This window comes from Sphingobacterium faecale (genome assembly GCF_016746095.1).
Taxonomy (GTDB): domain Bacteria; phylum Bacteroidota; class Bacteroidia; order Sphingobacteriales; family Sphingobacteriaceae; genus Sphingobacterium; species Sphingobacterium faecale.
In genome coordinates, this window is the sequence record NZ_JAERTY010000011.1 from 1 (window position 1) to 21935 (window position 21935).

A 21935-nucleotide genomic window follows, 5' to 3' on the forward strand; every position below is an offset into this window, starting at 1 on the left:
AGAAAGCGCTGCAGGAGAATAAGATTCCTGAGGAAGAGCTGGCGGCGCAGCGGAGTACGATCGCGCGTGCGCTGATCGAGACCAACAAATATAGTAAAGACCGTATAATGAGCTTTTTAGTGTTTTTAAAAAGTTTTCTTTTTATACGAGATAAGGATTTAAATAGTAATTTTGATCAATACATTTATCAAGTGACAGGAGGCACGATTCAAATGGGAGTAATAGAAACAATCAAAAGACAGGAAAGAGAAAAGGGCATAGAAAAGGGCATTCAGGCTGGAATGGAAAAAGGAATTCAGGCCGGAATTGAAAAAGGCATTCAGACCGGAATTGAAAAAGGCATTCAGACCGGAATTGAAAAAGGCAAGCGTGAGGAAGCTATCGCTATTGCTTTGGAATTCAAGAAAATGGGTTTACCTATTGCGGATATTGCTAAAGGTACCGGCCTTTCCGTCGAAGAGATCGAGAAACTGTAGGGACTTTTCTTTACTAGTAACTTTGATCAATACATTTATCAAGTGACAGGAGGCACGATTCAAATGGGAGTAATAGAAACAATCAAAAGACAGGAAAGAGAAAAGGGCATAGAAAAGGGAATGGAAAAAGGAATTCAGGCTGGAATGGAAAAAGGCATTCAGACTGGAATTGAGAAAGGCAAGCGGGAGGAAGCTATCGCTATTGCTTTGGAATTCAAGAAAATGGGTTTACCTATTGCGGATATCGCCAAAGGTACCGGCCTTTCCGTCGAAGAGATCGAGAAACTGTAGGGACTTTTCTTTACATAGGATATAGCCGCTTGGTACGATAGTGCCAGGCGGCTTTTTAGTAGGTATACAGTTTAGCGGTGTTATGAAAGCTCGGGATTACGTATCGCATTTGTAAGGAAGTTCCTACGGCTTTTCAGATTATTATATAATTAATTTGTTAATTGACACATTTTTAGTATCATAGACTGGCTGGGGTGGACTGTTGGTCTGTGTTGTTCAGTTTATATTGCCGCTTGGAGAGAGGGCCAAGCGGCTTTTTTAGTGCCTTGTAAACCGTATTTCGGAAATAGAGATATTTCTTTTCATTCTAATCTTTTTTACCCTTGGCTGGCGTCTGCGCTGTAAACGCTTAAGGATATATCTCTCTGGCTAGGGGGGACTTGGAAGTAAGTTCTAGCTTGTGTACTGTGATTTAATCACATTATAGATCAGATCTGGATTGAGCTGACATAATTCTGCTATTTTGAAAATATGTTTGAATGTAAATTTATTAGGCTCTTTTAGTTTGTCCAAATAGCTGTAATATTGTAATCCTAGAGCTTTAGCTATTTTTGTTGGAGCTTGTTCTTCTAAGGTTTGCATTTTGGTAATTATTCCAGATTCAAATAGAGACTTGATTGCAAGAAAGTCTGCATCCATTTTTTCGTAATCCATATTACTTTTTAGCAAAATATCTATTCTATAATCAACTTAAAGAGGCTGATATGCCAGTATAATCAGACTATAACATTATACGGTTATTATTTTTGTTTCTTTTTTTTGTCTTCTTTTTCTATATTCTTAAGAATTCTTTCGGTTTCTTTTTGAACAAGCTCTAGTTTTATGATATTTGTAATCAGTCCAGGTTCAATATTAATAACAAGCGCTATTCTAATTATCTCAGATGTTGAAAACTCCCAGGGACTAAATAGTTTCGATCCATATCTTCCTTGGTTCATACCTATTAAGGCGGCTATTCTAGTAGGCATTTGTTTTTCTAATTGGCTCATTTTAGTAATCGAGCCATTTTCAAATGCCGCTTTTAATAATATAAATTCGTTATGTACTTTTTCTGGTATAGTCATACTGAAATATGCTGCGGTTCTTAAAAACCCCAAAATGCGGTAATTGTCTATATGTGTACATTAAAAATTACACATATGTAAGTAAAAAATTACTTATTTGATTTTATTTTTATATCTTTGCATAAAGAGGTGGAGATTTACTCCTCTTAAATTAAGGCATATTCTAAAAGTCTTGCTCTCAATTTCTGACGACGATTAGCAAGGCAGCAGATAATGCCCCAACACTATCTTGATAAAATGTTATCTTTGACATCTTTATAAGATAAGTGTGGGGTCTGCTGTTCACTCATGTAATCGTAAGTCGTCAGAAAATTTATAAGAGACATGAGATGTAGGCTCCACATTTATTTAAATGTTGCCTTCCGCTCTTTTGCAAGACTTGTTTAATTACAAGTTATATGAAAAAACAACTTTACAAAAACATTATCACTGCACCCGAATAGTTCGGTCTGCCTGATGGGGTCATTATTATGACCTGTATTTCGGTGCAGCTTCCAATTATAAACTGAATAAATTCCCATATTATATCCCAATAGGAACTGCCGATTTTAGCATAGTCAATTTTTTATACCGATGACTTTCCTGCCTCGTTCTGCGAGCTGCTAAGGCCATCGGCAAATTCTTAATTCTTTTAAAAATGAACCATTTTTTAAGAGCTGGGAGCGGACTGCCCCTATTTAAAGCTCTGATACTATTCTTTGTGTTGTTTAGTTCGCTTGTGTTTACGCAGGCGGTTGCTCAGACGCAGTCCGGGCCTGTGCTTCATGGCGAAGTACGCTCGGCTGCCGATGGGCAGCCTATTGAAGGAGCGCTGGTATCCGTCTATCGGGCGCTGACGCTTACCGATAAGGAGGGTAAGTTTACGATCAATATATACCGTCCCTCCGGCGATATAGCGATCAAGTGTGATGGCTACCTAGCGCAGCGAATCAGTTATGAACATACAGACACGTTATTGAATATCAGTCTACAGATTGATGAAAGACCCTATAAAATAGTATATGAAAAGCCTACGCTGGGGACGGTCGATCCCCTGTATATAGGTGATGCCATTCCAGAGGCGTTTTGGGATTTCAGGATGCCTCTACATGCGGATAGCTTGGGTCGCGACTCGTTAAGCCTGGCCGATTTTCGCGACGATAGTAAAGTGCTGATCATCGATTTTTGGCCCACCTGGTGTGGCCCCTGTGTGGAGTCCGTTCTGTGGTTGGATAGTGTGACCCAAGCCAAGAAATATGAAAATATAACTTTTATTTCTATCTGTTCAGCGGAGACCGAGGAGCGTTTAAAAGCTTTTATCGAACGTATACCATTTAAAGTTCCCACCTTATTTGATGGTTCCTTTTTGGTCAACCGCATGCTCACCCGTTACAAAGGCTATTACGGTCTGCTGATGGTTAAAGAAGGCAAGCTATGGGGAGCACCGGATAAACAGACCTTGACCATCGCGAACCTGGATCGGATAGAAAGGAGAGCTTGGGAAGAGGTAACCGTAGCGTTTCATCCCGCTATGGAGAAGATATCTTTTACCGAAGAAGTGAGAAAGGAGCCTTTAAAATGAGTCGGTTACTACGTTTTTCTATGAGTGTCAGCATGTTGTTGGTGTTCTTATGGGGGTATGGTCAGGAGGATATACAGCTGCAGGTCCTGTCTGCGGCAGATTCCTTGCCAGTGGTGGGGGCTACGGTTTCCTCTGCTACACAGCAATACGGACAGTCCAATGGCCAAGGCTGGCTGACGATGCGTGCAGATGAGATAGGACAGATGCTGCGGATCAGGCATGTGGGCTTTCAAGAGCAGTACTATACGCTCGGTACATCGTCTAAACAGCGGGTTTACCTGCTGGCGGTTTCCAGCGCGATAGAAGAGGTGGAGGTGGTAGAGACGGGTTACTTCTCGGCTCCCAAAGAAAGGCTGTCGGGTAGTTTTGTACATATCGATAATAAACTGCTCAATCGCAGCAGCTCTTCCAATCTGCTCGATCGCTTAGAAGGTATTACCAACGGTTTACAGTTTGATCGCGGTAATCTATCGGAAGAGGATATCAACGGCAACCCCACCTTACGGGTCAGGGGCGCCTCGACCCTGGTGTCGGATGCCAGACCACTGGTTATTGTAGACGACTTTCCCTTTGATGGCGACCTGCGCCATATTGATCCCAACGAAGTAGAATCGGTGACTATTCTTAAGGATGCTTCGGCTGCGTCTATCTGGGGTACACGGGCAGGCAATGGTGTGCTGGTTATTAATATGAAGAAGGGTACGTATGAGCGTAAATTAGCAGCCAGCTTTAGCAGCAGCATGCGTGTTACTGCCAAGCCGGATCTGTTCTATAGCCAGTCGGTGCTGCTGCCCGAAACCGTGATGGACATGCAGGAGACCCTTTTTAATAATAAAGCCTACTCTGAAACCGATATCGCTCGAGTGCCTTTGTATGTAGAGCTCCTGATCAAGAAGCGGGATAATCTGATCACCGACGAAGAGTTTGCAGCGACCCGTGATTTATATTTGAATAGTGATATTCGGGCGGATGCGAGCCGTTACCTCTACCGGCCTGCTGTACAGCAGCAATATAGTTTAGGACTACGTGGGGGTGAGAAAGGCATGCGCTACAGCCTATCGGCTGGGTATGACAGGCAGCAAGACGCTATCGTCGGGCAGCATTCCAGCCGTCGCAACCTGGCGTTAACGACGGGTATGCGCCTATTCCCCGGTATGGAGCTTGAAGGTATTGTCCGTTATACGGCACAGCTGTCGCGGACCAATGCCTTCAATAGAGCTGCACTGGAGCAATCCAACATCTACCTTCCCTTGGCCGATGCCGCAGGAAATAGCCTGCCGGTGCCTATTGCTTATGCCAATCTGCGGTACAGCTACCAGGAGAAGGCAGAGTCTTTGGGGCTGCTCGACTGGATGTACCGCCCGCTGGACGAGCCGAAGGAAACCCGCTTTGACAACAATACCGGCAATACCACGCTGGGCTTTACCGCCAATTATCAGATCCCTATCGGCATCAAACTTCGCGCTATTTATTACTACAATCAGCAGCAGATAGATGGCGAGTCCTTTTATTCGGCCAAGAGCTATTTCGCGAGAGATTTAATCAATAAGTATACCCAGGCCGATGGGAGTAAGGTGGTGCCTGATGGGGCGGTGCTCCGTTATGAAGCTCCAAGACATAGTGTGTCGCATTCCCTTCGCTTACAAGGAGACTATACAAAGAGTTGGCAAAATAGCCTACGCTTAGATGCTTTAGCAGGTATGGAGGGCGCAGATCAACGTAGTCGGGTTCTGCCTTCATCCACCTTGTTGGGATACGATCCCGATACCGAGATAGGCACACCCTATTTTCAATTTGGTCGTACCCCCTATCTTACACGTCCAAATGGGACAAAAACACCTATTCCTTTGGTCTATGCAGATCCTGCTACCATCTACCAACGTAACTTGAGTGTATTCAGCAATTTTGGTCTATCCTGGCAAGAGCAGTACGTGCTCAATGGCAGCTTGCGCTGGGATGGCAGTAACCTATTGGGGGTAAAGACGAATGCTAAAGGGGTCGCCTTATGGTCAACGGGCTTTGCCTGGAATATGCATAAAGCCTCATTCTACCGACTAGAGGCTATCGATCAGCTTAAGCTCCGTTTGAGTTACGGTAGTGCCGGCAATATCGATAAGTCGCAGAGCCACTTACCCGTGATCACCAAGCGTACAAGCACGACTTCCGGGGTGCCCTATGCATCGCTTAATAGTCCGGGCAATCCGAGCTTGCGTTGGGAACAGGTCAATACCTTCAATGCGGGGGTAGACTGGTCATTCCGCAAGGGGCTGCTGTCGGGCACTATAGAATATTACAGCAAGCAGGCCAAGCATTTGTTAAACTCCGTCGCTATAGATCCTACTATTGGGGTGTCCGACGGTTTTATGATGAACTATGCCCAGATGCACAACCAAGGGCTGGATCTGTCCCTGCAGAATAGCATCAAACTCGGACTATTCCAGATCGACAATTACTTCTTGTTCAACTATACGGCCAATAAGGTGACCAAGGTCAATAGTGTCCCTTTAAAGTCTATTTCAAATTACATCAATTACAATTACTTTACCGAAGGTGAATCTAGAGATGTGGTGTATAGTTATCCTTGGCTAGGACTGAATCCGGCCAATGGACTCCCTTTGATGCAGTTGTCCGACGGTAGCATGACCGAGGATGCAAAAGCTTATATCGAGGGCTTGCGGTTTGAAGATCTGATTCGATCTGGCCTCAAGGTAGCCCCTATCTATGGCTCCTATCGATTGGGGATCCGTTACCAAGGATTTCAAGCCAGTACCTTACTGCTGTTTAAGGCGGGACATGTCGCCCGTCGCAGATCCTACCTGCCGGGGAGGGAGCTTGATATACAGGGGCATATCGATTACCATATGGATTATTACAAGCGATGGCAAAAGCCTGGAGATGAGTTAATCACGGATGTGCCTGCTACACCCGCTAAATATGATTCCCGGATAAAAGATACGTATGCTTATTCTGAGTTCTTAATTACGCCATTGGATCATATAGCCCTGCGGGATGTCACCCTCTCGTACAGCTTTAAAGGTCATTGGATGCAAAGGGTAGGGGTAAAGGGACTGGAGCTTTCGACTACCGTACAGAACGTAGGGCTGCTGTGGAAAAAGAATACCGTTGGCCTCCACCCTGAGTATCCCAATACAACTTATCCTGCCGGACGGCAGTTTTACCTCGCACTACGTGTTAATTTATAAAGATTAGAATGATGAATAAGATATATATCCTAGTGGCCGTGCTATTACTTCAGGGCTGCCACTCCAGCTTTCTCGATGTCAAGCCCAGTAAACAGACTATTGTGCCCGTGACATTGGAAGACTATGCGCTTTTATTGAATGATGAGAATGTAGTGGGACGAAGAGATCCTATTAGCATAAATTTTATAGGTTCAGATGAGTTCTATTTGCAGGATCCAATTTATGCCTCTTTACCCACTCAAAGTATTAATCTATTCCAAAAAAATGCCTATACCTGGGAGAAGGAAATCTATACGGGAGATGAAGCCCGTACAGGTTGGTCGGATGGTTATGGTACTATCTTGAACTGTAATGTTGTACTGGATGGTTTAGAAAAGTTACATGTTGCCAGTGACCAAATGGCCTATTTTAGAGAAGTTAAGGGGGCCGCACTATTTATCCGTGCCTATAATTATTACACTTTGTCGCAAGTTTACTGCGACACTTACGATTCCGGAACAGCCAGTCAAAAACTAGGTTTACCTTTACGTAAGAGTGCGGACCCTACTTTGACTATACCACGTGCCAGCTTACAAGAGACCTACGCATTTATGATCTCTACTTTAGTAGAAGCTTTAGATTTATTACCTCCCAAGCGTATTCAGGTGACCATGGTCGAGCCCACACAGCAAGCAGTACATGCTTTGCTTTCTCGTATCTATATGCAGCAAGGTGATTATGCTTCGGCGGCTACTCATGCGGAGGCCAGTTTAAAAATCGATAGTACACTCCTAGATTATGCAGACTATGACGCAAATGCATTGTCTCCATTTCCGACTTGGGGTTATGGTGTTTCCGAAGTCATATTTTACAATAATTTAACGAGCGTGCTTATTTACGGACAGCCTAGGATGATTGTAAGTCAAGAGTTTTTGGATCTATATACGGAAGGTGATTTACGCAAAGGCTTGTTTTTTACATTAATTGGTACTTCAACCGCGTTTAAAGGTACCTATTCCGGGATTAGTGGTAGTTGGTTTTCCGGCTTGGCCCGGGATGAGGTGTATCTCAATTTGTCCGAGTCTCTGGCACGCATAGGTAAGGTGGAGGAATCGCTATTTTACCTGAATAGATTACGTGTCAAACGAATAGCTAAACAGGTGTATAGTCCTTTTGAAACTAGTGATCCAGAAGCGCTACTGCGCTTCATCCTAGAGGAGCGTAAACGGGAGTTATATTTTCGAGGTACGTATTGGTCGGATGTGCGCAGATTGAACAAGGAAGCTCGTTTCCAACATTCCTTACAGCGTGTGATAGGGGATAAGACCTATAGCTTGGAGCCTGGTAGTCCCCGTTTTACCTGGCCTATACCACCGGATGCTATTCGGAATGGGGGCTATGTGCAAAATAAACGTTGATTAAATACCATAGGAGGGGACTGTCCCCTCCTAATAGGTCTCCACATTAGAATGTTAATTCTAAAGTGGTCTTTGTGAATAACCATCTTGATCTATATCAATGCTTGGATCGTTTATAGCGATTTCTACCGCATTTGGATGATTGTCTAAGACGTCTTGTACACTGCTATATCCCGTCAGGTCAGTGTCAATAGACGTGCCTGTAAACTTCAACGCTACACCACAGTAATCACCCGCATTACCTTGTTGTGCACAGTTTGCATGGTCATTGGGAAGCGGTGCGGACATTGGCGTGGTGGATTTAAAAGTCTGATTGGCGGCGTCTGTATCATTTGTTTCGTCAAGCGCATACCAATACACCTCTTCCAGTACAACCGGTTTTTGTAGTGCATCTACTTTGTTCGTTATTCTGTCGTCTTTTGCCTGTACAAAAAAGAAGATTCCCATAGTCAGCAATGCTGCTGCTCCTACTATTGCGATGATTTTATTTTTTAAAGTTTCCATATGTTTATATTCTGGATCCGGAGGCAGGCCATTTTGTTTTTGCGGCACTGCCTCCAGTTTGTTTTAAAATAGTTTTTTGTTTTTTGTGTGCTCTAGCACACAGTTCTATTTTAGGGCCTGCCAGTTCCGTCGTAGCAGAAGGGCGTGGCCCTGCCCGTGAATAGGGTGAATTTCTTAGGATGCTTGTGTTTGTGATTCATTTTCAGTTACCTTATGTTTTCATTTCAAAGGTCGCTGCTTTTTATTGCCCCGCCTGCGTCCCCTGGGGACACAATCTTTACGTTGGTTGCGGCCGGTCAACATAAAGCGGTTTGTACGGCATATGGTGCTACGCGATATCTGCAGCAGATCCTGTTTTTCTTCCTGCAGGAGTAGTTGGTTCAGGTCGGGGAATAAGGTCGTGAACTCCATATAGATGGATGCCGGATCTTTGATCATGGCGATGCGGCGCAGCTTGCTCAGCTGCCTTTTCTTTTTGTTGGCCAGTGCCGCCATGAGTGTGTTAAAAATCGGATCATTCTCCTTTAGCGCCTTCAGTTTAGCGTAAGGGATGCTGACCACAAGACTCGGGCGTAGCGTGATGATATGGCCTACATTGGGACTCTTCGTATAGAGGTGTTCGGTGGATAGCATCCCCATCTGGGGGAGACCTATCGCGTAGATCTGCCTTTTGATATTTTTGGTCTTCGGATCTTCTTCATACCGTACCCGCGCCAGCATGCCCGAGCAGATGTAAAATACCTGCTCTGCGGTCGACCCTTCTTTATATATATAGGTATTCCTGGGGTAGATTTTATAGGTGGTATGCTGTTCGATCCAGTCTTCGTGCTGCGGTAATACCGTACCGAATTTGCCCAGATGGCTGGTCAAAATTCGGATAGCTTCCTTTTGTGTTGTTTCCATGATTATTCAGGGATAAAAGTTGTTGTTTACAGTGACCAAAGAGAAGGCGGCCTGTGCCGGACTGCTAGGCACAGGCTTACCTTTCCCTTGTAAATTGGTTTTGTCGCTTGTGTTCTTTTTTTATGTCCGGTTTGTACAGATATCATCGCGTATGCGAATGGGTTTGGAATTTTTTAAAATCATAAGACATAGTTGGCAGGCTGTATCAGTATAAGAGTGGTACAGCCCTGTCATTGGTTTACAAAAAGGTACTTCATCGTTAAGCACATTTTGAAAACATACGTCGGTAACTGTATTGTGCTTAGAAATTTGAAGATGTGTAATCCAGGCATATAGTACAAGGTATTTTACACGGATGCCTGTTATCGCCTGATAAGTGCCTGATTTTTGGTGATAATTAAATGGCAAGCAGCAGTTTGAAAAAACCTTTAAGATGCTGGACAAGCGTGGTAACTCCAATGGTGTTACAGAGTGGGAGAACATATTCATACCCAGATTCGAGCAATTAAAATAAAGAAGCATCTAAGAAAAGCCATATCAATCATCAAATATGGTCTTGAATATATCGCAGAGTGTTTGTTATCAGGATTCAATAGGCTATCGATCAATCTGGTATTTTTTTTGTCATGTACTTAGAAATTAAAGAATAAATAGCTTCTGCGAAGGATAGTGCTGATCCAATAAATGATTTCATTGCAAAACTTGAAATTTTTAAAAGAAAATGGAAATGCCTAACTTTGAATATGGACAAATTCAGGTTAGATAGAACGGCGTTTAAAGGGCAAACTGCCAGAGAAGCATCTGATCATAGGGGATACTATTCGAAATTAGATTGGAAGGAAAGGTTAAAAGTTGCATATTATTTGAATAGTATAGCTTTTAATTTCCCATTTGATAATCCTCCCAGAATGGATAAATCTAAGTTTTCTGCTTCAACAAGAAGTTAAGTATGGGCAATATTTTTAATGAAGATTTTAGAGATTTTTTATCGTGCTTGAATAAGTGTCAGGTGAGGTATATTCTTGTAGGTGGTTTTGCGGTGATCTTACACGGATATTCACGGACGACAGGTGATATGGATATTTGGGTTGAGCGAACTCAAACCAATTACAATAGACTTAGGGCTGCTTTCTTAGAATTTGGAATGCCAGTATTTGATATGACAGAGGAAAATTTTTTATCCCACCCTTCTTGGGATGTATTTACTTTTGGTGTACCACCTGTCGCAATAGATATCATGGTTAAAGTTAAAGGACTAGATTTTACAAACAATTATAATCAATCAATTATTTTCGAAGACGACGATTTATCTATTAGAACGCTTCATAAAGATCAACTCATTGCCGCTAAAAAGAACAGTAATAGGCCTAAAGATCAGGATGATATAGAGAATCTGTCTTAATGTTGATTTAACTGGTTATATAAAAACTTCATCTATCAAGATATTTCAGTTGATTTATTCAGTCGCTTGTATTGCGGTATGGACTAATCGGCATCAGTTCCACTTGGTCCACAGTTCGCTCCGTAAACTGTTGAAGGCATTGCCTGCGGCTAAGTTCTGCCGTATCCACCAGTCATATGTAATCAATATTGAACATATCCACGATGTAGATGGCAGTACCGTAAACTTGCAGAATGGGATGGAATTGAAAATCGGTACTCATTTTAGAAAGGCATTTTTGGAGAAGCTGCTGATACAGGGATAGCAGCTAGGAAATTTGCATTTTTTTAATTTGTTTTTATTCCGATATTTAAATATCACCTCTTGATATTTATCCTTATAGGGAGAGGTTAACTGGTTTTGTCTGCATTATTTACCTTGCAGGCTTTTGGGGCCGTGCTTCGGCGCGGTCGGACTGACCGGGGTCCTGCCCTATGAAAAACAAACATGTCTAAATATTTAATCTTACAACAGTTACAACATATCAAAGAACTGGTCATTTCTTCCTTGACCGGAGAGGAGCTTACAGCACTATCGATACAGGAACATCTATCGCTGCTTCTCGAGCATGCGGATGTCCAAGAGCTCTGCGAAAATGACCAGCAGCGTTTTCTTAAGCTTTTAAAGCGCCTATTTCCGGAATGGACCATCGAACCACTGCCGGTACCACCGCCCGAACGGGTCGATATCGCCTATTAAAGCTTTCGGTTCACTTCGTCTTCAAAATCTGCTTTAATAAATTCCCAATATTTACCGCGAAGGCATATCGGGTCAAAATTGTTATCAGCTTTGATGAAAGCTTTAAGAATATTGGCATTACTTGTTGGTATGGAGTGTCATGGGATTTGTAATCGGATCAGCTAGAGCATGTTTTATCTTGGATTCTCCATAAAAATGTGCAATTTCTTCCTGTTCTTTTTTATTTCCACGTTCATAAACCCGTTGGATAACAGCTTTATATTGTTTTTGCCAATCTATTTTCTCTATATCGGTATCCCAGAATAATGCTTTACGTAGTACTTTTAGATTGGGCTTTCTATTCTCTTCTTTCTGTTTGGTTTGCGCGATATCATAATAAGTCTGGAGAAGTGCAAATGTGCCTTCCTCCAGCTCTAGAGCCTCGTCTACCTTAAGAGCCAATGTAATACTGATACCTCTTTTGCCTTTTATTATTGCATTGAAAGTCTGTTTGTGAGCATCAATTGAATGTGCAAAAGGGCTTGGTTTAATATGGCGTTTTTTTAATTCTCTCTCCAGTATCAAACCTGGGTGTATTCCTTTAAATCTTTCCAGGTTCTTTTCCATAATACAAATGTAAGCAATTTTGGTTACTTTTGTGTGGTTTTTCAAAAAATGAAACTGTTGTTTTGCCATTTTACCATTTTAGAAAGGCATTTTTGGAGAAGCTGCTGATGCAGAGATAGCAGCTAGGAAATTTGCATTTTTTTAATTTGTTTTTATTCCGATATTTAAATATCACCTCTTGATATTTATCCTTATAGGGAGAGGTTAACTGGTTTTGTCTGCATTATTTACCTTGCAGGCTTTTGGGGCCGTGCTTCAGCGCGGTCGGACTGACCGGGGTCCTGCCCTATGAAAAACAAACATGCCTAAATATTTAATCTTACAACAGTTACAACATATCAAAGAACTGGTCATTTCTTCCTTGACCGGAGAAGAGCTTACAGCACTATCGATACAGGAACATCTATCGCTGCTCCTCGAGCATGCGGATGTCCAGGAGCTCTGCGAAAATGACCAGCAGCGTTTACTTAAGCTTTTAAAGCGCCTATTTCCGGAATGGACCATCGAACCACTGCCGGTACCACCGCCCGAACGGGTCGATATCGCCTATGCGCTGCGGGTACTCGATGTGGCGCGGTCCACATTTTACCGCTCTATCGATAAAAAGCTGCTGAAGCGGTCGGGCAAGATCGGCGAAAAACCAGTCTATCTCAAGGCCGACGTAGACTGGCTAGGGGTCGAAGCCGAGCGTATGGGCAAAGGGGGCTGGGTGTACCGAAAACTGTGGAAACAGAGGCAAGGTTCGAATGACGCTTAAGGGGGCGGTGAGTTGATTGCGGCCGGTTTTCCGGATTACCTTTTCACTTTTGCTCCTGCCTGATCCGTCGGAAGGAGCTCTGTCCCGGCGGTCTGGATGCCCTTTGGAGGGGAGGAAACAGCCTTGATGAGACGAAGGGACTTTTCTTTCTGAAAAGTGCTGCGTGGATCATCGCTGGTCAGCCGATTTAAGAGCAGGACAGGCTCCGTCCTGTCGTATAGTAGATACTTTTATTCTTCCGCAGGTGGAGTGTGCTGAAGAGGGCATTTGGGCCTGATTACTAGGGGGCGGTTGTACAGTACGACCGTCCCCTTTTTTGTTTTTTGGTGTTCCGGATTCGGATGCCACCTCGGCAGTTTGTGGTGTACGGCTCCAGACGGTCAGCTTTGCTCTCCCGGATTCGGTCAGACCTGTCCGTACCGCTTCATCAGGAGTGCGCTACCGGCCGGACTGCGGCCCTATCCATGACATACCGATCGCAAAACAGGCCTCTTCCGGGAGAGATTGGGACAGCAGTTGTCCGATGTTGTCCCGTATTGTCCCATTTCTTGATACCGCTTTTATTGGCCGCTATGTTTGCCCATGTAATGTTCGTCCGGAAGTGCATTACAAGGAACAGTGGTAAACAAAAAATCAAAAAAATGAGAAAGAAAAAAGTTGTATTAGACTATTCGGGACTGAAGGATGATGAGTTCAGTACCCTGGCGGGCAAAGTCGTGGACTGTCTGGATGGGCATCCCCTTTTTACGGATCTACCGGTCGCCGTAGCAGACCTAAAAGCAGAGGTGGAGCTCTACAAAAGCCGCTGGCAGAAAGCGAGCCGGGGCGGTAGTCTGGTCGAAATTGCCGAAAAAAACGATACGAAAAGGGATGTGAGTGAAATGCTGCGTAAGATTGCTTTTTATGTCAATGAGGTGGGCAATGGGGTACGCTCAGCCCTGCTGAGCTCGGGCCTGATCCTGGAAGCGGATCCTAGCAGTATGCCTACACCCGCCAAGACGACCAATGCCAGCCTGACAGATGGCCTGCAGCAGGATCAGTTTAAAGTGGGATTTGACCGCGTGCCCAATGCCCTACTGTACGAATACCAGATCTCGGACAAGGATGACGAGCAGGGCAATCCTATATGGAGTGACAGCTACAGGACAGGCTCCACCCGGGGTAATGTATTTGCACCGGTGGTAAAGGACGTCACCTATAGACTGCGTGTACGGGCTGTTAATAAGAAAGGAGCCGGCGATTGGAGTGATGTGGTGAGTCTAAGAGCACGTTAGATAGCAAATGTGCTGATTCGCAAATTTAAAATGGGGTTACCATATAACATAAAAACAACATGAACAAAATCATCAAAAAGATAAGTGGTGCGCTGCAGCTGGTATTAATGGCGCCGATCAAGCTGCCGGCGAAGGCACTGAGCATTATTAAATATCTAGCACTGGGATTAGGGATTCTCGAGAAAGTGACGGAGGAGGAAAGTGATGGAAGTGATGAAGTTAACAAGTTATGAAGTTAACTAGATAACACGATAACTCAAAAACAATATCTTATGATAATAACGGTAATACGTGTCGGGGAGGGGAAGCAGAGTACCCTGTCTGAAGTGTATGTCGATGGGATATTCTTCTGCTATGGCCTTGAAGATGCGGTAAGGGATCAAAAGATCTGGGGGGCTACGGCTATTCCTGCCGGGACTTACAAACTCGGTATGCGTAAGCTTGGTGCGCTGCATGCACGTTACACCCGGCTCTTTCCAAAATTTCATCGGGGTATGATCGAAATCCTGAATATTCCGGACTTCAGGTATGTGTACATCCACATCGGCAATACTATCGGGGATACGTCAGGCTGCCTGCTACTGGGGGATAGCTTTGTGCTGGAAGATGGGGACTATGAACTCCGAAAGTCAAAAGCAGCGTATAAGCGGCTGTATCAAGGGCTGTCCGGCGCGGTAGAAAGCGGCCGGGCAAGTGTGCAGCTGATCAATGCGTTTTGCGATAAGCCTATAACTTCATAGCGTAATGAAGCTAAATGAAATACGTGCAGGCACCCTAGGCGGTTCCTTGTGCAGCATATGGGCTTCGATCACCCTGGGTGATCTCTTGCAGACGGTAGTCCTGGCGGTGGTAGGTACCTTGGTCAGTTATATCATGTCTCGGATTCTGCAGAGGTCCAAGGGCAGATAGGGGACAGGCCCTAAACGATAAGCGCTCGCTAAAATCAGAACGCGTTTCAGCCACAACCGGACGCGTATTTTTGTACTTGTTTTATTTTATAGGAATAATCCCATACCTTTGGACTATAACCAGTTGAAGTAAACCAATACAGCTATGATAAAGTTTATCGATGAGAAACACGTATTGCATCAGCTTAATATGGGCGATCCCGAGGCATTTTATGTCTTGTACGAGCGGCACAAGCGGCCGCTGGCAGCCCAGCTGCTCAAGCTGCTGAAATCGGAAGAGTTGGTCGAGGATACCTTGCAGGATGTGTTTTTAAAACTATGGGAATACCGGGGTAAAATAGATACCGACCGGGCATTTGCACCGCTGCTGTACCGTATGGCACGCAACAAAGTCACCGATATCTACCGTAGGGCCTACCGGGATATGAGCCTACGGGACAAGCTGGCCTATGAAGGCGAGCCACTGGCAGAATCCGCCGATATCGATCTGATCAAACAAGAAGATCTACAGGCTCTGCATAAAGCCATGGACAGCCTGCCCATCCGGCAGCGGGAGGTGTTCACGCTGCACAAGATCGAAGGTAAAAGCTACAAAGAGATCAGTGAGATGCTGGGGATCAGCCATGCGGCCATTAATCAGCACATCTACCGGGCTACTCAGAGTCTGCACCGCACGCTTAATCCACCGACATTGCTACTGCTCGCCTGCCTGGCCGGTGAGAGTGCCATCTATCTTGCTTGATTTTTTTCTCTTTTAGCTGTCATACTATACCCGGCCTGGGCGTAATGGTATATAAAAGCGCTTATAAACTGCTCTAAACAAAATGATAGACAACCCCTATATCCGGCAATTACTGCAGAAGTACATCGATGGATCATACAGCCCGGAGGAGCTGGATGAGCTGCTGCGCTATAGCACACAGCTCGAAGGCGAGCAGACTATCGGTGCTCTGGTCGAAGCATATCTGGCGGAGACGCCTACCATAGAGGCGGCGCAGGAAGAGAGACTGCAACGTATTCTGAACCTTACGGATATACATATCAGCGAAGCTGTGCCCCTACCGGATATGGATGAGCAGCCTACTCGTAGCTTATTCCGTCGAATGCTACCATACGCAGCCGCTGTATTGTTGTTTCTTTCCGTGGGAATCTACGTATGGAAGGTAGGCATAAACCAAGAGCCGAACACCATCAGCATCACTGCCACTGAAGCAAAAGCACAACAAGTAGAGTTGCCAGACGGTAGTCACGTATGGCTCAATGCAGGTGCAACTCTCACATATCCCGAAAAATTCAGTAAGGACAAGCGTACCATCACACTATCCGACGGACAAGCATACTTTGACATAGCCAAAGACGAAAACAAACCTTTCACCGTCCATGCGGGCACGCTCAAAGTGGAGGTATTGGGTACATCATTCGAGGTTACCGCCTACAATAACAAAGAACAAGCAAGCGTCGCTGTGAAGAGTGGAACGGTAAACGTATCAGCGGAACATACCCCGAGCACCACCGGAACCACGCTAACGGCAAATCAAAAAGCAACGCTCCATACCACGACCGGAACGATCGAAACCACTGATATAGACGGCGATGACATAGCCGGTTGGAAAGAAAATAGATTAGTGTTTTCGGACGATGATTTTGCGATCGTACTCGAAGCTATACAGCGTAGGTACAAAGTCACAATAGATTTGCAAAAACCCGAATTACTGAGCAAGAAAATTACGCTTCGACTGGACGATCAGCTCGTACAGACAGCGATCGAGATATTATCCCTATCAACCAATTTTAAATATGAATTTGCCAATGACAGTACGATAATAATAAGATAACCCACGGAACAGCATTCAAGGAATGAGGAACCGTTCGAGTTTATAAAAAAGCCCGCTACTTTAAAGATTGGAACCCTTCAGTAGCGAGCCATGTTCAATTACTAAATCAAACATTACAAAAATGGGAAATACTTATGGTATATCCATACACTATGCACAAATTATGCGTATCTCATCCTTGTATATCTGCTTACAACTGTTTGCGTTGTACCTGTTTGGCGCACATAATAGTCATGCCCAGACCATCAGTATTGATGCAGACAAAACAACGGTACAACAAGTATTCAAGGATATTGAGAAGCAGGCAAAGATCACATTCTCTTATGAGAGAGAAACTTTGGCTGACACCAAACCACTGACCTTACATCTACGAAACAAACCACTAAAAGACGTACTAAGCGAAATTGCAAAACGCACTGCGTTGGATTTTCAGCAAGTCGGAAATGTGATCGTAGTCAACAAGAAAAAGGTTCAACCCGCACCAAAACGACCTGTGCCTGAAAACAAAAAAACAGAAGTACAGCCACAGCAACCGATCCGTGGTAAAGTAACCGACCAGAGCGGAAATCCCATTGCAGGTGCAACAATCAGTGTAAAGGGTACAAACATAAGGACAGTAACCGATACCCAAGGTGATTTTATATTACACGGTGTACAGCTCAATGCAGATATTGAAATCAGTTACATAGGATTTGAAACTATTCATACCGTAGCGAAAGAAAATCTAAAAATCGCTATGCAGAGAAATGAATTAGCTATTCAAGAGGTAGGTATTGCCGTAAGCACAGGCTATCAGTCCCTGTCACCAGAGCGAACCACGGGGAGTTTCGCCAAGGTGGACAACAAACTGTTCAACAGACAGGTAAGTACAGATGTAATCAGCAGATTGAAAGGTATCGCACCGTCCATTCTATTTGACGAACGCAGTGCACTCAGTAGCACACCCAAACTCACCATACGGGGCATGAGCACCATATTCGGTAATGCAGAACCACTCGTAGTAGTGGACGGTTTTGTCTATGACGGGGATATACAGAATATCAATCCCAACGATGTAGAAGACATAGACATACTACGAGATGCAGGAGCGGCAAGTATCTGGGGAGTACGTGCCGGAAACGGTGTAATTGTGATCACCACCAAAAGAGGAAAAGCAAACGAACCAATGCAGGTCGAAGTCGGAAGCAACGTTACTTTTTTAAGTAAGCCTAACCGATACTATCAAACGAGAATGAACCCCAGCGACATGGTAGATGTAGAGATCATGCTGTTCAACAACGACCATTTTAAAGATGATTTAGCCAATACCACGACATTTCCCTTTCTAACCCCCGTAGTAGAAATCCTTGCCGCGCAGAAGGCAGGTTCAATCACGGAAGCCGAAGCCACACGCCAAATAGATCTATACCGCAAGCAGAATATCTGGGATGAGATAGATCGCTACTTGTATCGTACAGGCGTGAACCAACAGCACAACCTCAATATGAAAGGCGGAACGGACAAATACCGCTACTACTTCTCAGCAGGTTATGACAACAATAAATCCAACCAAGCACCTGTCAGTTTCGACCGTCTAACCTTAAATGCACAACAGATATTTAACCCCATCAAGAACTTAGAGATTACGACCGGAATTAACTACACACAGAGCCAAAACTCCGGAAATAACATCAGTATCAATACAGGGAAAAACTACAATGCCAGATTGAAAGATGATGATGGCAACCATTTACCCCTCGGAACGAACTACCGAACCAGCTTCGTGAATGAAGCCGAGGATAAAGGCTTGTTGAATTGGCAGTTTATACCATTAGACGAAGTGAATTTGCAGAACAACCGCAAAAAGCAAATGGAAAACCGCCTAAAGGGCGGTATAAAATATGCCTTTATCCCCAGCCTGTCTGCCGAAGCAAGCTACCAATACCAACGGCAGAATAACAACGACCGCAACCTATTAAACATCAATACCTATTCTGTACGGGATCTCATAAACCGATATTCATCCGTCACGCCAACAGAAGTAAAGCGTAATATACCACTGGGTAGCACCGTCAGTTTTACCAATCGGGTACAGCAGTCGCATACCGGACGGTTTCAGCTGAACTACAACCAGACCTTTGACAAACATAATATTACTGCTATTGGCGGTTTCGAGGTACGGCAGATGACCATAGACGGCGACTACCACAAGATTTACGGATACGTCGAAAGCACAGGTGTATCCAGTGCCGTCAATTACGTGAGTGGGTATTTACAATACCCAAGCGGCTACGGAACCATCGACCGTGGACAAGGTGTAGTCGGAATCATAGATCGCTTCCGGTCATGGTATAGCAATTTGTCCTACACCTATAATGATAGATACACGATATCCGGTAGTACCCGTATCGACCAGTCCAATCTATTCGGTGTAGATGCCAACCAACGCTCCGTACCACTGTGGAGTATCGGGGGCAAGTACCTAATCAGTAAAGAAGACTTTTACCAATGGGATGCGGTTCCCTCACTTAGTGTAAGAGCAACATACGGCTACAATGGTAATTTGGACAATTCCATAACCGCCTACACCACAGCCAGAGTAGAAAGTCTGGCTTTTTTCACGACCGGAAAAAGGGCAAGAATAGTCACTCCACCCAACGCTAACCTACAATGGGAACGTACCGGAATATTCAATCTGGGAGTTGACTTTGGAACAAAAAACAGTCGGATCACAGGAAGTATAGATTACTTTTCTAAAAAGAATAATGATCTAATCGGGCAGATTACGGTCGATCCCACCGTTGGAATGCAAAGTTATCGGGGCAATTATGCCAGTACCAAAGGGCAAGGTCTTGATCTATTAATCAATACTGTCAATATCACAAATACACGTTTCAATTGGACTACGCAGTTCTTATACAGCTATGCGACAGATGAAGTCACTAAATATGATATTGAACCAACTACGTATACTTTATACGTAGATCAAAGCGTTGACGGACATCCTTTAAACTATACACCCGTTATAGGACGACCACTATTCGGTATCTATTCGCACGATTGGGCAGGTCTTGATCCAGCCACAGGTAGCCCACGAGGATATTTAGAAGGCGAACCAAGTACAGATTATATTACGATTAATAGATCTATTGCTGATGATCCGATCGGAATGCTCAACTACCACGGACGAGCATTGCCACCTCATTTCGGAGCAATACGCAATACGTTTTCATACCATGATGTATCGCTGTCTTTCAATATCACGTACAGGTTTGGACATTTTTTTAGAAGAAGTTCATTAAGTTATAGCTCCCTGTACGGTTACAATGGACATCCCGATTATACCTTACGTTGGAAAAAGCCGGGCGACGAATTAATGACTGACGTACCTGCTATGGCATATCCTGCTGATGCAAATGCAGACTCCTTTTACGCACAATCTGAGATTATGATCGAACGTGGTGACCATATCCGCTTACAGGATATAAATCTCAGCTATTATTTACAAACATTACCATTCTTAAATAAATTAGTAAACAGTGCCAGCTTATTTATCTATGGTAACAACTTAGCACTACTTTGGACAGCCAATGACAAAGGAATAGATCCTGATTTCCCTACGCACAGACCTATCCGCACCTTTGCCGTCGGATTCCGTGCTAATTTTTAAAGGATATAACTATGAAAAAAATATTACTCTTCAAATTTATCATATTGACAGTTCTCTTTACCGCTTGTACTAAAGAGTGGTTAGACGCCAAACGAGATATATCCATGATCGTCCCGACGACATTGGATGATATGCGCCTGCTAATGAATAATGATGGTACATTTGTTTTAGACGGTCGAATTTTTGCGGAAGTAGCTGCCGATGATTATTATGTAATGGATGATCAAATTAATGCCGCATTACCTTCTTATCGAAATACTTACATTTGGAGTAACGACATCTATGAGATCGATCAACATGTAACGGATTGGAATACATCCTACGAACAGATTTTTATCGCTAATGTTGTGTTAAAGGGATTAGAGAAGATTGAGCCAACAGCAAGCACAGAGGTAGAATATAATGATATCAAAGGGGCAGCACTTTTTTTTCGTGCAAAAGCATTTTTCAACTTGACCGAAAGTTTTGCTAAGCCTTATGATGCGGCTACGGCAGAGACAGATTTGGGCATTCCATTACGTTTTGATCCGGATATGAATGCACCGATAGAAAGAACAACAATAAAAGAAACGTGGGATAGAATAGTGATTGATCTCAAAGAAGCTGTAAAGTTACTTAAGCCCTTGCCGACTATCATTACGAATACCTCACGTTGTACAGCAAATGCACTATTGGCACGGGTATATTTATGCTTGCAGGACTATGAGCAAGCTCTGTATTATGCGAACGAAAGTCTGAAAGACAAAAGCGATTTATTGGATTATAATACACTGAATCTGTCAGCTACATACCCTGTTACCCGCTTTAATAATGAAACCCTAATGTACAGTGAAATGGCAGCATATAATTCAGCGTATATGACGACTTCTTCACGTACCCAACGGGAATTATACAATAGCTATGACACTGATGATTTACGTAAACAGGTTTTCTTTAATATATTACCGGATGGAGAGTTTGGCTTTAGAGGAACTTATACTGGAAACGGCAGGGTTTTTTCTGGTTTTTCGGTGAATGAAATGTACATCACCCGCGCAGAATGTTACGCCCGATTGGGTGATCCCGATGCAGCAATGGATGATCTCAATGCCTTATTAGTAAAACGATATAAAGAAAATGAGTTTATACCATTAACAGCTTCAGATAAAGCCGAAGCATTACAGATCGTTTTGCAGGAGCGACGAAAAGAACTGCTCCGTCGTGGTCTTCGCTGGTCGGATATACGCAGGTTGAATAAAGAAACCCAATTTCAGAAAACCTTTACCCGAACATGGCAAGGAACTACCTATACACTTACACCCGAGCGCATCAACAATTATTCTTCCCCCTTTCCATACACAGCTACATCCATTAGATAAATCGATCGA

Annotated in this window: 21 protein-coding genes and 1 pseudogene; 17 read left to right on the top strand and 5 right to left on the bottom strand. The window is 43.9% G+C overall.

Translation table 11 applies throughout. The annotated features are described in order from the left end of the window. Positions 1-476: pseudogene (locus JKG61_RS22965) on the top strand (hypothetical protein); the annotation flags it as partial. 63 nt (positions 477-539) lie between these two features. Then, positions 540-767 carry a hypothetical protein gene (locus tag JKG61_RS18720; RefSeq protein ID WP_202104496.1) on the top strand — a complete coding sequence of 76 codons (228 nt, stop codon included), beginning with the start codon at positions 540-542 and terminating at the stop codon, positions 765-767. Positions 768-1160: 393 nt separating this feature from the next. Here JKG61_RS18720 and JKG61_RS18725 read toward each other — a convergent pair whose 3' ends face one another. Then, positions 1161-1421: a hypothetical protein gene (locus JKG61_RS18725; RefSeq protein WP_202104497.1), complete on the bottom strand. Its 261-nt coding sequence runs from the start codon at positions 1419-1421 to the stop codon at positions 1161-1163. A gap of 86 nt (positions 1422-1507) precedes the next feature. After that, entirely contained in the window at positions 1508-1831 is a 324-nt protein-coding gene (locus tag JKG61_RS18730; protein ID WP_202104498.1) for a hypothetical protein, read from the bottom strand. Between the two features lie 637 nt (positions 1832-2468). Between JKG61_RS18730 and JKG61_RS18735 the strand changes: the two genes are divergently transcribed. Genes JKG61_RS18735 through JKG61_RS18745 form a run of 3 tightly spaced genes read left to right on the top strand, consistent with a single transcriptional unit; the run spans position 2469 to position 7992 of the window. After that, positions 2469-3392 (top strand): redoxin family protein, encoded by a 924-nt coding sequence (locus JKG61_RS18735; RefSeq protein WP_202104499.1) that lies wholly within the window; start codon positions 2469-2471, stop codon positions 3390-3392. Beyond that, positions 3389-6595, top strand: a complete 3207-nt coding sequence (locus JKG61_RS18740) for a SusC/RagA family TonB-linked outer membrane protein (protein ID WP_202104500.1) — start codon at positions 3389-3391, stop codon at positions 6593-6595. The genes JKG61_RS18735 and JKG61_RS18740 overlap by 4 nt, the downstream gene beginning before the upstream one ends. A gap of 8 nt (positions 6596-6603) precedes the next feature. Then, positions 6604-7992 carry a RagB/SusD family nutrient uptake outer membrane protein gene (locus tag JKG61_RS18745; protein WP_202104501.1) on the top strand — a complete coding sequence of 463 codons (1389 nt, stop codon included), beginning with the start codon at positions 6604-6606 and terminating at the stop codon, positions 7990-7992. Positions 7993-8052: 60 nt separating this feature from the next. On the opposite strand, the gene JKG61_RS18750 is transcribed toward JKG61_RS18745, so the two are convergent. Next, positions 8053-8496: a hypothetical protein gene (locus JKG61_RS18750; RefSeq protein WP_202104502.1), complete on the bottom strand. Its 444-nt coding sequence runs from the start codon at positions 8494-8496 to the stop codon at positions 8053-8055. Between the two features lie 219 nt (positions 8497-8715). After that, a complete protein-coding gene (locus tag JKG61_RS18755; RefSeq protein ID WP_202104503.1) occupies positions 8716-9399 on the bottom strand; it encodes a Crp/Fnr family transcriptional regulator in 684 nt (227 codons plus the stop codon). A 949-nt stretch (positions 9400-10348) separates the two neighbouring features. Here JKG61_RS18755 and JKG61_RS18760 point away from each other — a divergent pair. The 3 genes from JKG61_RS18760 to JKG61_RS18770 all read left to right on the top strand — a co-directional run bounded on the left by JKG61_RS18760 (position 10349) and on the right by JKG61_RS18770 (position 11539). Continuing rightward, a complete protein-coding gene (locus JKG61_RS18760) occupies positions 10349-10801 on the top strand; it encodes a DUF6036 family nucleotidyltransferase (RefSeq protein WP_202104504.1) in 453 nt (150 codons plus the stop codon). Positions 10802-10850: 49 nt separating this feature from the next. Beyond that, a complete protein-coding gene (locus JKG61_RS18765) occupies positions 10851-11105 on the top strand; it encodes a LytTR family DNA-binding domain-containing protein (RefSeq protein WP_202104505.1) in 255 nt (84 codons plus the stop codon). A gap of 182 nt (positions 11106-11287) precedes the next feature. Continuing rightward, positions 11288-11539 (top strand): hypothetical protein, encoded by a 252-nt coding sequence (locus JKG61_RS18770; RefSeq protein ID WP_202104506.1) that lies wholly within the window; start codon positions 11288-11290, stop codon positions 11537-11539. Between the two features lie 117 nt (positions 11540-11656). Here the strand turns inward: JKG61_RS18770 and JKG61_RS18775 are convergent, their stop codons facing one another. Further along, positions 11657-12145 carry a helix-turn-helix transcriptional regulator gene (locus JKG61_RS18775; RefSeq protein ID WP_202104507.1) on the bottom strand — a complete coding sequence of 163 codons (489 nt, stop codon included), beginning with the start codon at positions 12143-12145 and terminating at the stop codon, positions 11657-11659. 301 nt (positions 12146-12446) lie between these two features. Here JKG61_RS18775 and JKG61_RS18780 point away from each other — a divergent pair, with 301 nt between their 5' ends. From JKG61_RS18780 to JKG61_RS18820, 9 genes are all read left to right on the top strand, one after another. Then, the gene (locus tag JKG61_RS18780; RefSeq protein WP_202104508.1) at positions 12447-12902 is read left to right on the top strand and encodes a hypothetical protein; all 456 of its coding nucleotides are present in this window, start codon (positions 12447-12449) and stop codon (positions 12900-12902) included. 641 nt (positions 12903-13543) lie between these two features. Beyond that, positions 13544-14176 carry a fibronectin type III domain-containing protein gene (locus JKG61_RS18785; protein ID WP_202104509.1) on the top strand — a complete coding sequence of 211 codons (633 nt, stop codon included), beginning with the start codon at positions 13544-13546 and terminating at the stop codon, positions 14174-14176. 59 nt (positions 14177-14235) lie between these two features. Then, positions 14236-14409 (top strand): hypothetical protein, encoded by a 174-nt coding sequence (locus JKG61_RS18790; protein ID WP_202104510.1) that lies wholly within the window; start codon positions 14236-14238, stop codon positions 14407-14409. 39 nt (positions 14410-14448) lie between these two features. After that, positions 14449-14916, top strand: coding sequence for a DUF5675 family protein (locus JKG61_RS18795; RefSeq protein WP_202104511.1), 468 nt, complete (start codon positions 14449-14451; stop codon positions 14914-14916). A 4-nt stretch (positions 14917-14920) separates the two neighbouring features. Next, positions 14921-15085, top strand: a complete 165-nt coding sequence (locus tag JKG61_RS18800; RefSeq protein WP_202104512.1) for a hypothetical protein — start codon at positions 14921-14923, stop codon at positions 15083-15085. A 144-nt stretch (positions 15086-15229) separates the two neighbouring features. Continuing rightward, a complete protein-coding gene (locus tag JKG61_RS18805; RefSeq protein WP_202104513.1) occupies positions 15230-15826 on the top strand; it encodes an RNA polymerase sigma factor in 597 nt (198 codons plus the stop codon). Between the two features lie 82 nt (positions 15827-15908). Further along, positions 15909-16919, top strand: coding sequence for a FecR family protein (locus JKG61_RS18810; protein WP_202104514.1), 1011 nt, complete (start codon positions 15909-15911; stop codon positions 16917-16919). 121 nt (positions 16920-17040) lie between these two features. After that, positions 17041-20568: a SusC/RagA family TonB-linked outer membrane protein gene (locus JKG61_RS18815; RefSeq protein ID WP_202104515.1), complete on the top strand. Its 3528-nt coding sequence runs from the start codon at positions 17041-17043 to the stop codon at positions 20566-20568. Positions 20569-20579: 11 nt separating this feature from the next. Further along, complete coding sequence (locus JKG61_RS18820; RefSeq protein ID WP_202104516.1) at positions 20580-21926, top strand: RagB/SusD family nutrient uptake outer membrane protein; 1347 nt, start codon at positions 20580-20582, stop codon at positions 21924-21926. Positions 21927-21935: the final 9 nt, after the last annotated feature.

Coding starts and splice junctions, on each gene's coding strand:
- JKG61_RS18720 (WP_202104496.1), top strand. CDS start 540: ATGGGAGTAATAGAAACAATCAAAAGACAGGAAAGAGAAAAGGGCATA.
- JKG61_RS18725 (WP_202104497.1), bottom strand. CDS start 1,421: ATGGATTACGAAAAAATGGATGCAGACTTTCTTGCAATCAAGTCTCTA.
- JKG61_RS18730 (WP_202104498.1), bottom strand. CDS start 1,831: ATGACTATACCAGAAAAAGTACATAACGAATTTATATTATTAAAAGCG.
- JKG61_RS18735 (WP_202104499.1), top strand. CDS start 2,469: ATGAACCATTTTTTAAGAGCTGGGAGCGGACTGCCCCTATTTAAAGCT.
- JKG61_RS18740 (WP_202104500.1), top strand. CDS start 3,389: ATGAGTCGGTTACTACGTTTTTCTATGAGTGTCAGCATGTTGTTGGTG.
- JKG61_RS18745 (WP_202104501.1), top strand. CDS start 6,604: ATGATGAATAAGATATATATCCTAGTGGCCGTGCTATTACTTCAGGGC.
- JKG61_RS18750 (WP_202104502.1), bottom strand. CDS start 8,496: ATGGAAACTTTAAAAAATAAAATCATCGCAATAGTAGGAGCAGCAGCA.
- JKG61_RS18755 (WP_202104503.1), bottom strand. CDS start 9,399: ATGGAAACAACACAAAAGGAAGCTATCCGAATTTTGACCAGCCATCTG.
- JKG61_RS18760 (WP_202104504.1), top strand. CDS start 10,349: ATGGGCAATATTTTTAATGAAGATTTTAGAGATTTTTTATCGTGCTTG.
- JKG61_RS18770 (WP_202104506.1), top strand. CDS start 11,288: ATGTCTAAATATTTAATCTTACAACAGTTACAACATATCAAAGAACTG.
- JKG61_RS18775 (WP_202104507.1), bottom strand. CDS start 12,145: ATGGAAAAGAACCTGGAAAGATTTAAAGGAATACACCCAGGTTTGATA.
- JKG61_RS18780 (WP_202104508.1), top strand. CDS start 12,447: ATGCCTAAATATTTAATCTTACAACAGTTACAACATATCAAAGAACTG.
- JKG61_RS18785 (WP_202104509.1), top strand. CDS start 13,544: ATGAGAAAGAAAAAAGTTGTATTAGACTATTCGGGACTGAAGGATGAT.
- JKG61_RS18790 (WP_202104510.1), top strand. CDS start 14,236: ATGAACAAAATCATCAAAAAGATAAGTGGTGCGCTGCAGCTGGTATTA.
- JKG61_RS18795 (WP_202104511.1), top strand. CDS start 14,449: ATGATAATAACGGTAATACGTGTCGGGGAGGGGAAGCAGAGTACCCTG.
- JKG61_RS18800 (WP_202104512.1), top strand. CDS start 14,921: ATGAAGCTAAATGAAATACGTGCAGGCACCCTAGGCGGTTCCTTGTGC.
- JKG61_RS18805 (WP_202104513.1), top strand. CDS start 15,230: ATGATAAAGTTTATCGATGAGAAACACGTATTGCATCAGCTTAATATG.
- JKG61_RS18810 (WP_202104514.1), top strand. CDS start 15,909: ATGATAGACAACCCCTATATCCGGCAATTACTGCAGAAGTACATCGAT.
- JKG61_RS18815 (WP_202104515.1), top strand. CDS start 17,041: ATGGGAAATACTTATGGTATATCCATACACTATGCACAAATTATGCGT.
- JKG61_RS18820 (WP_202104516.1), top strand. CDS start 20,580: ATGAAAAAAATATTACTCTTCAAATTTATCATATTGACAGTTCTCTTT.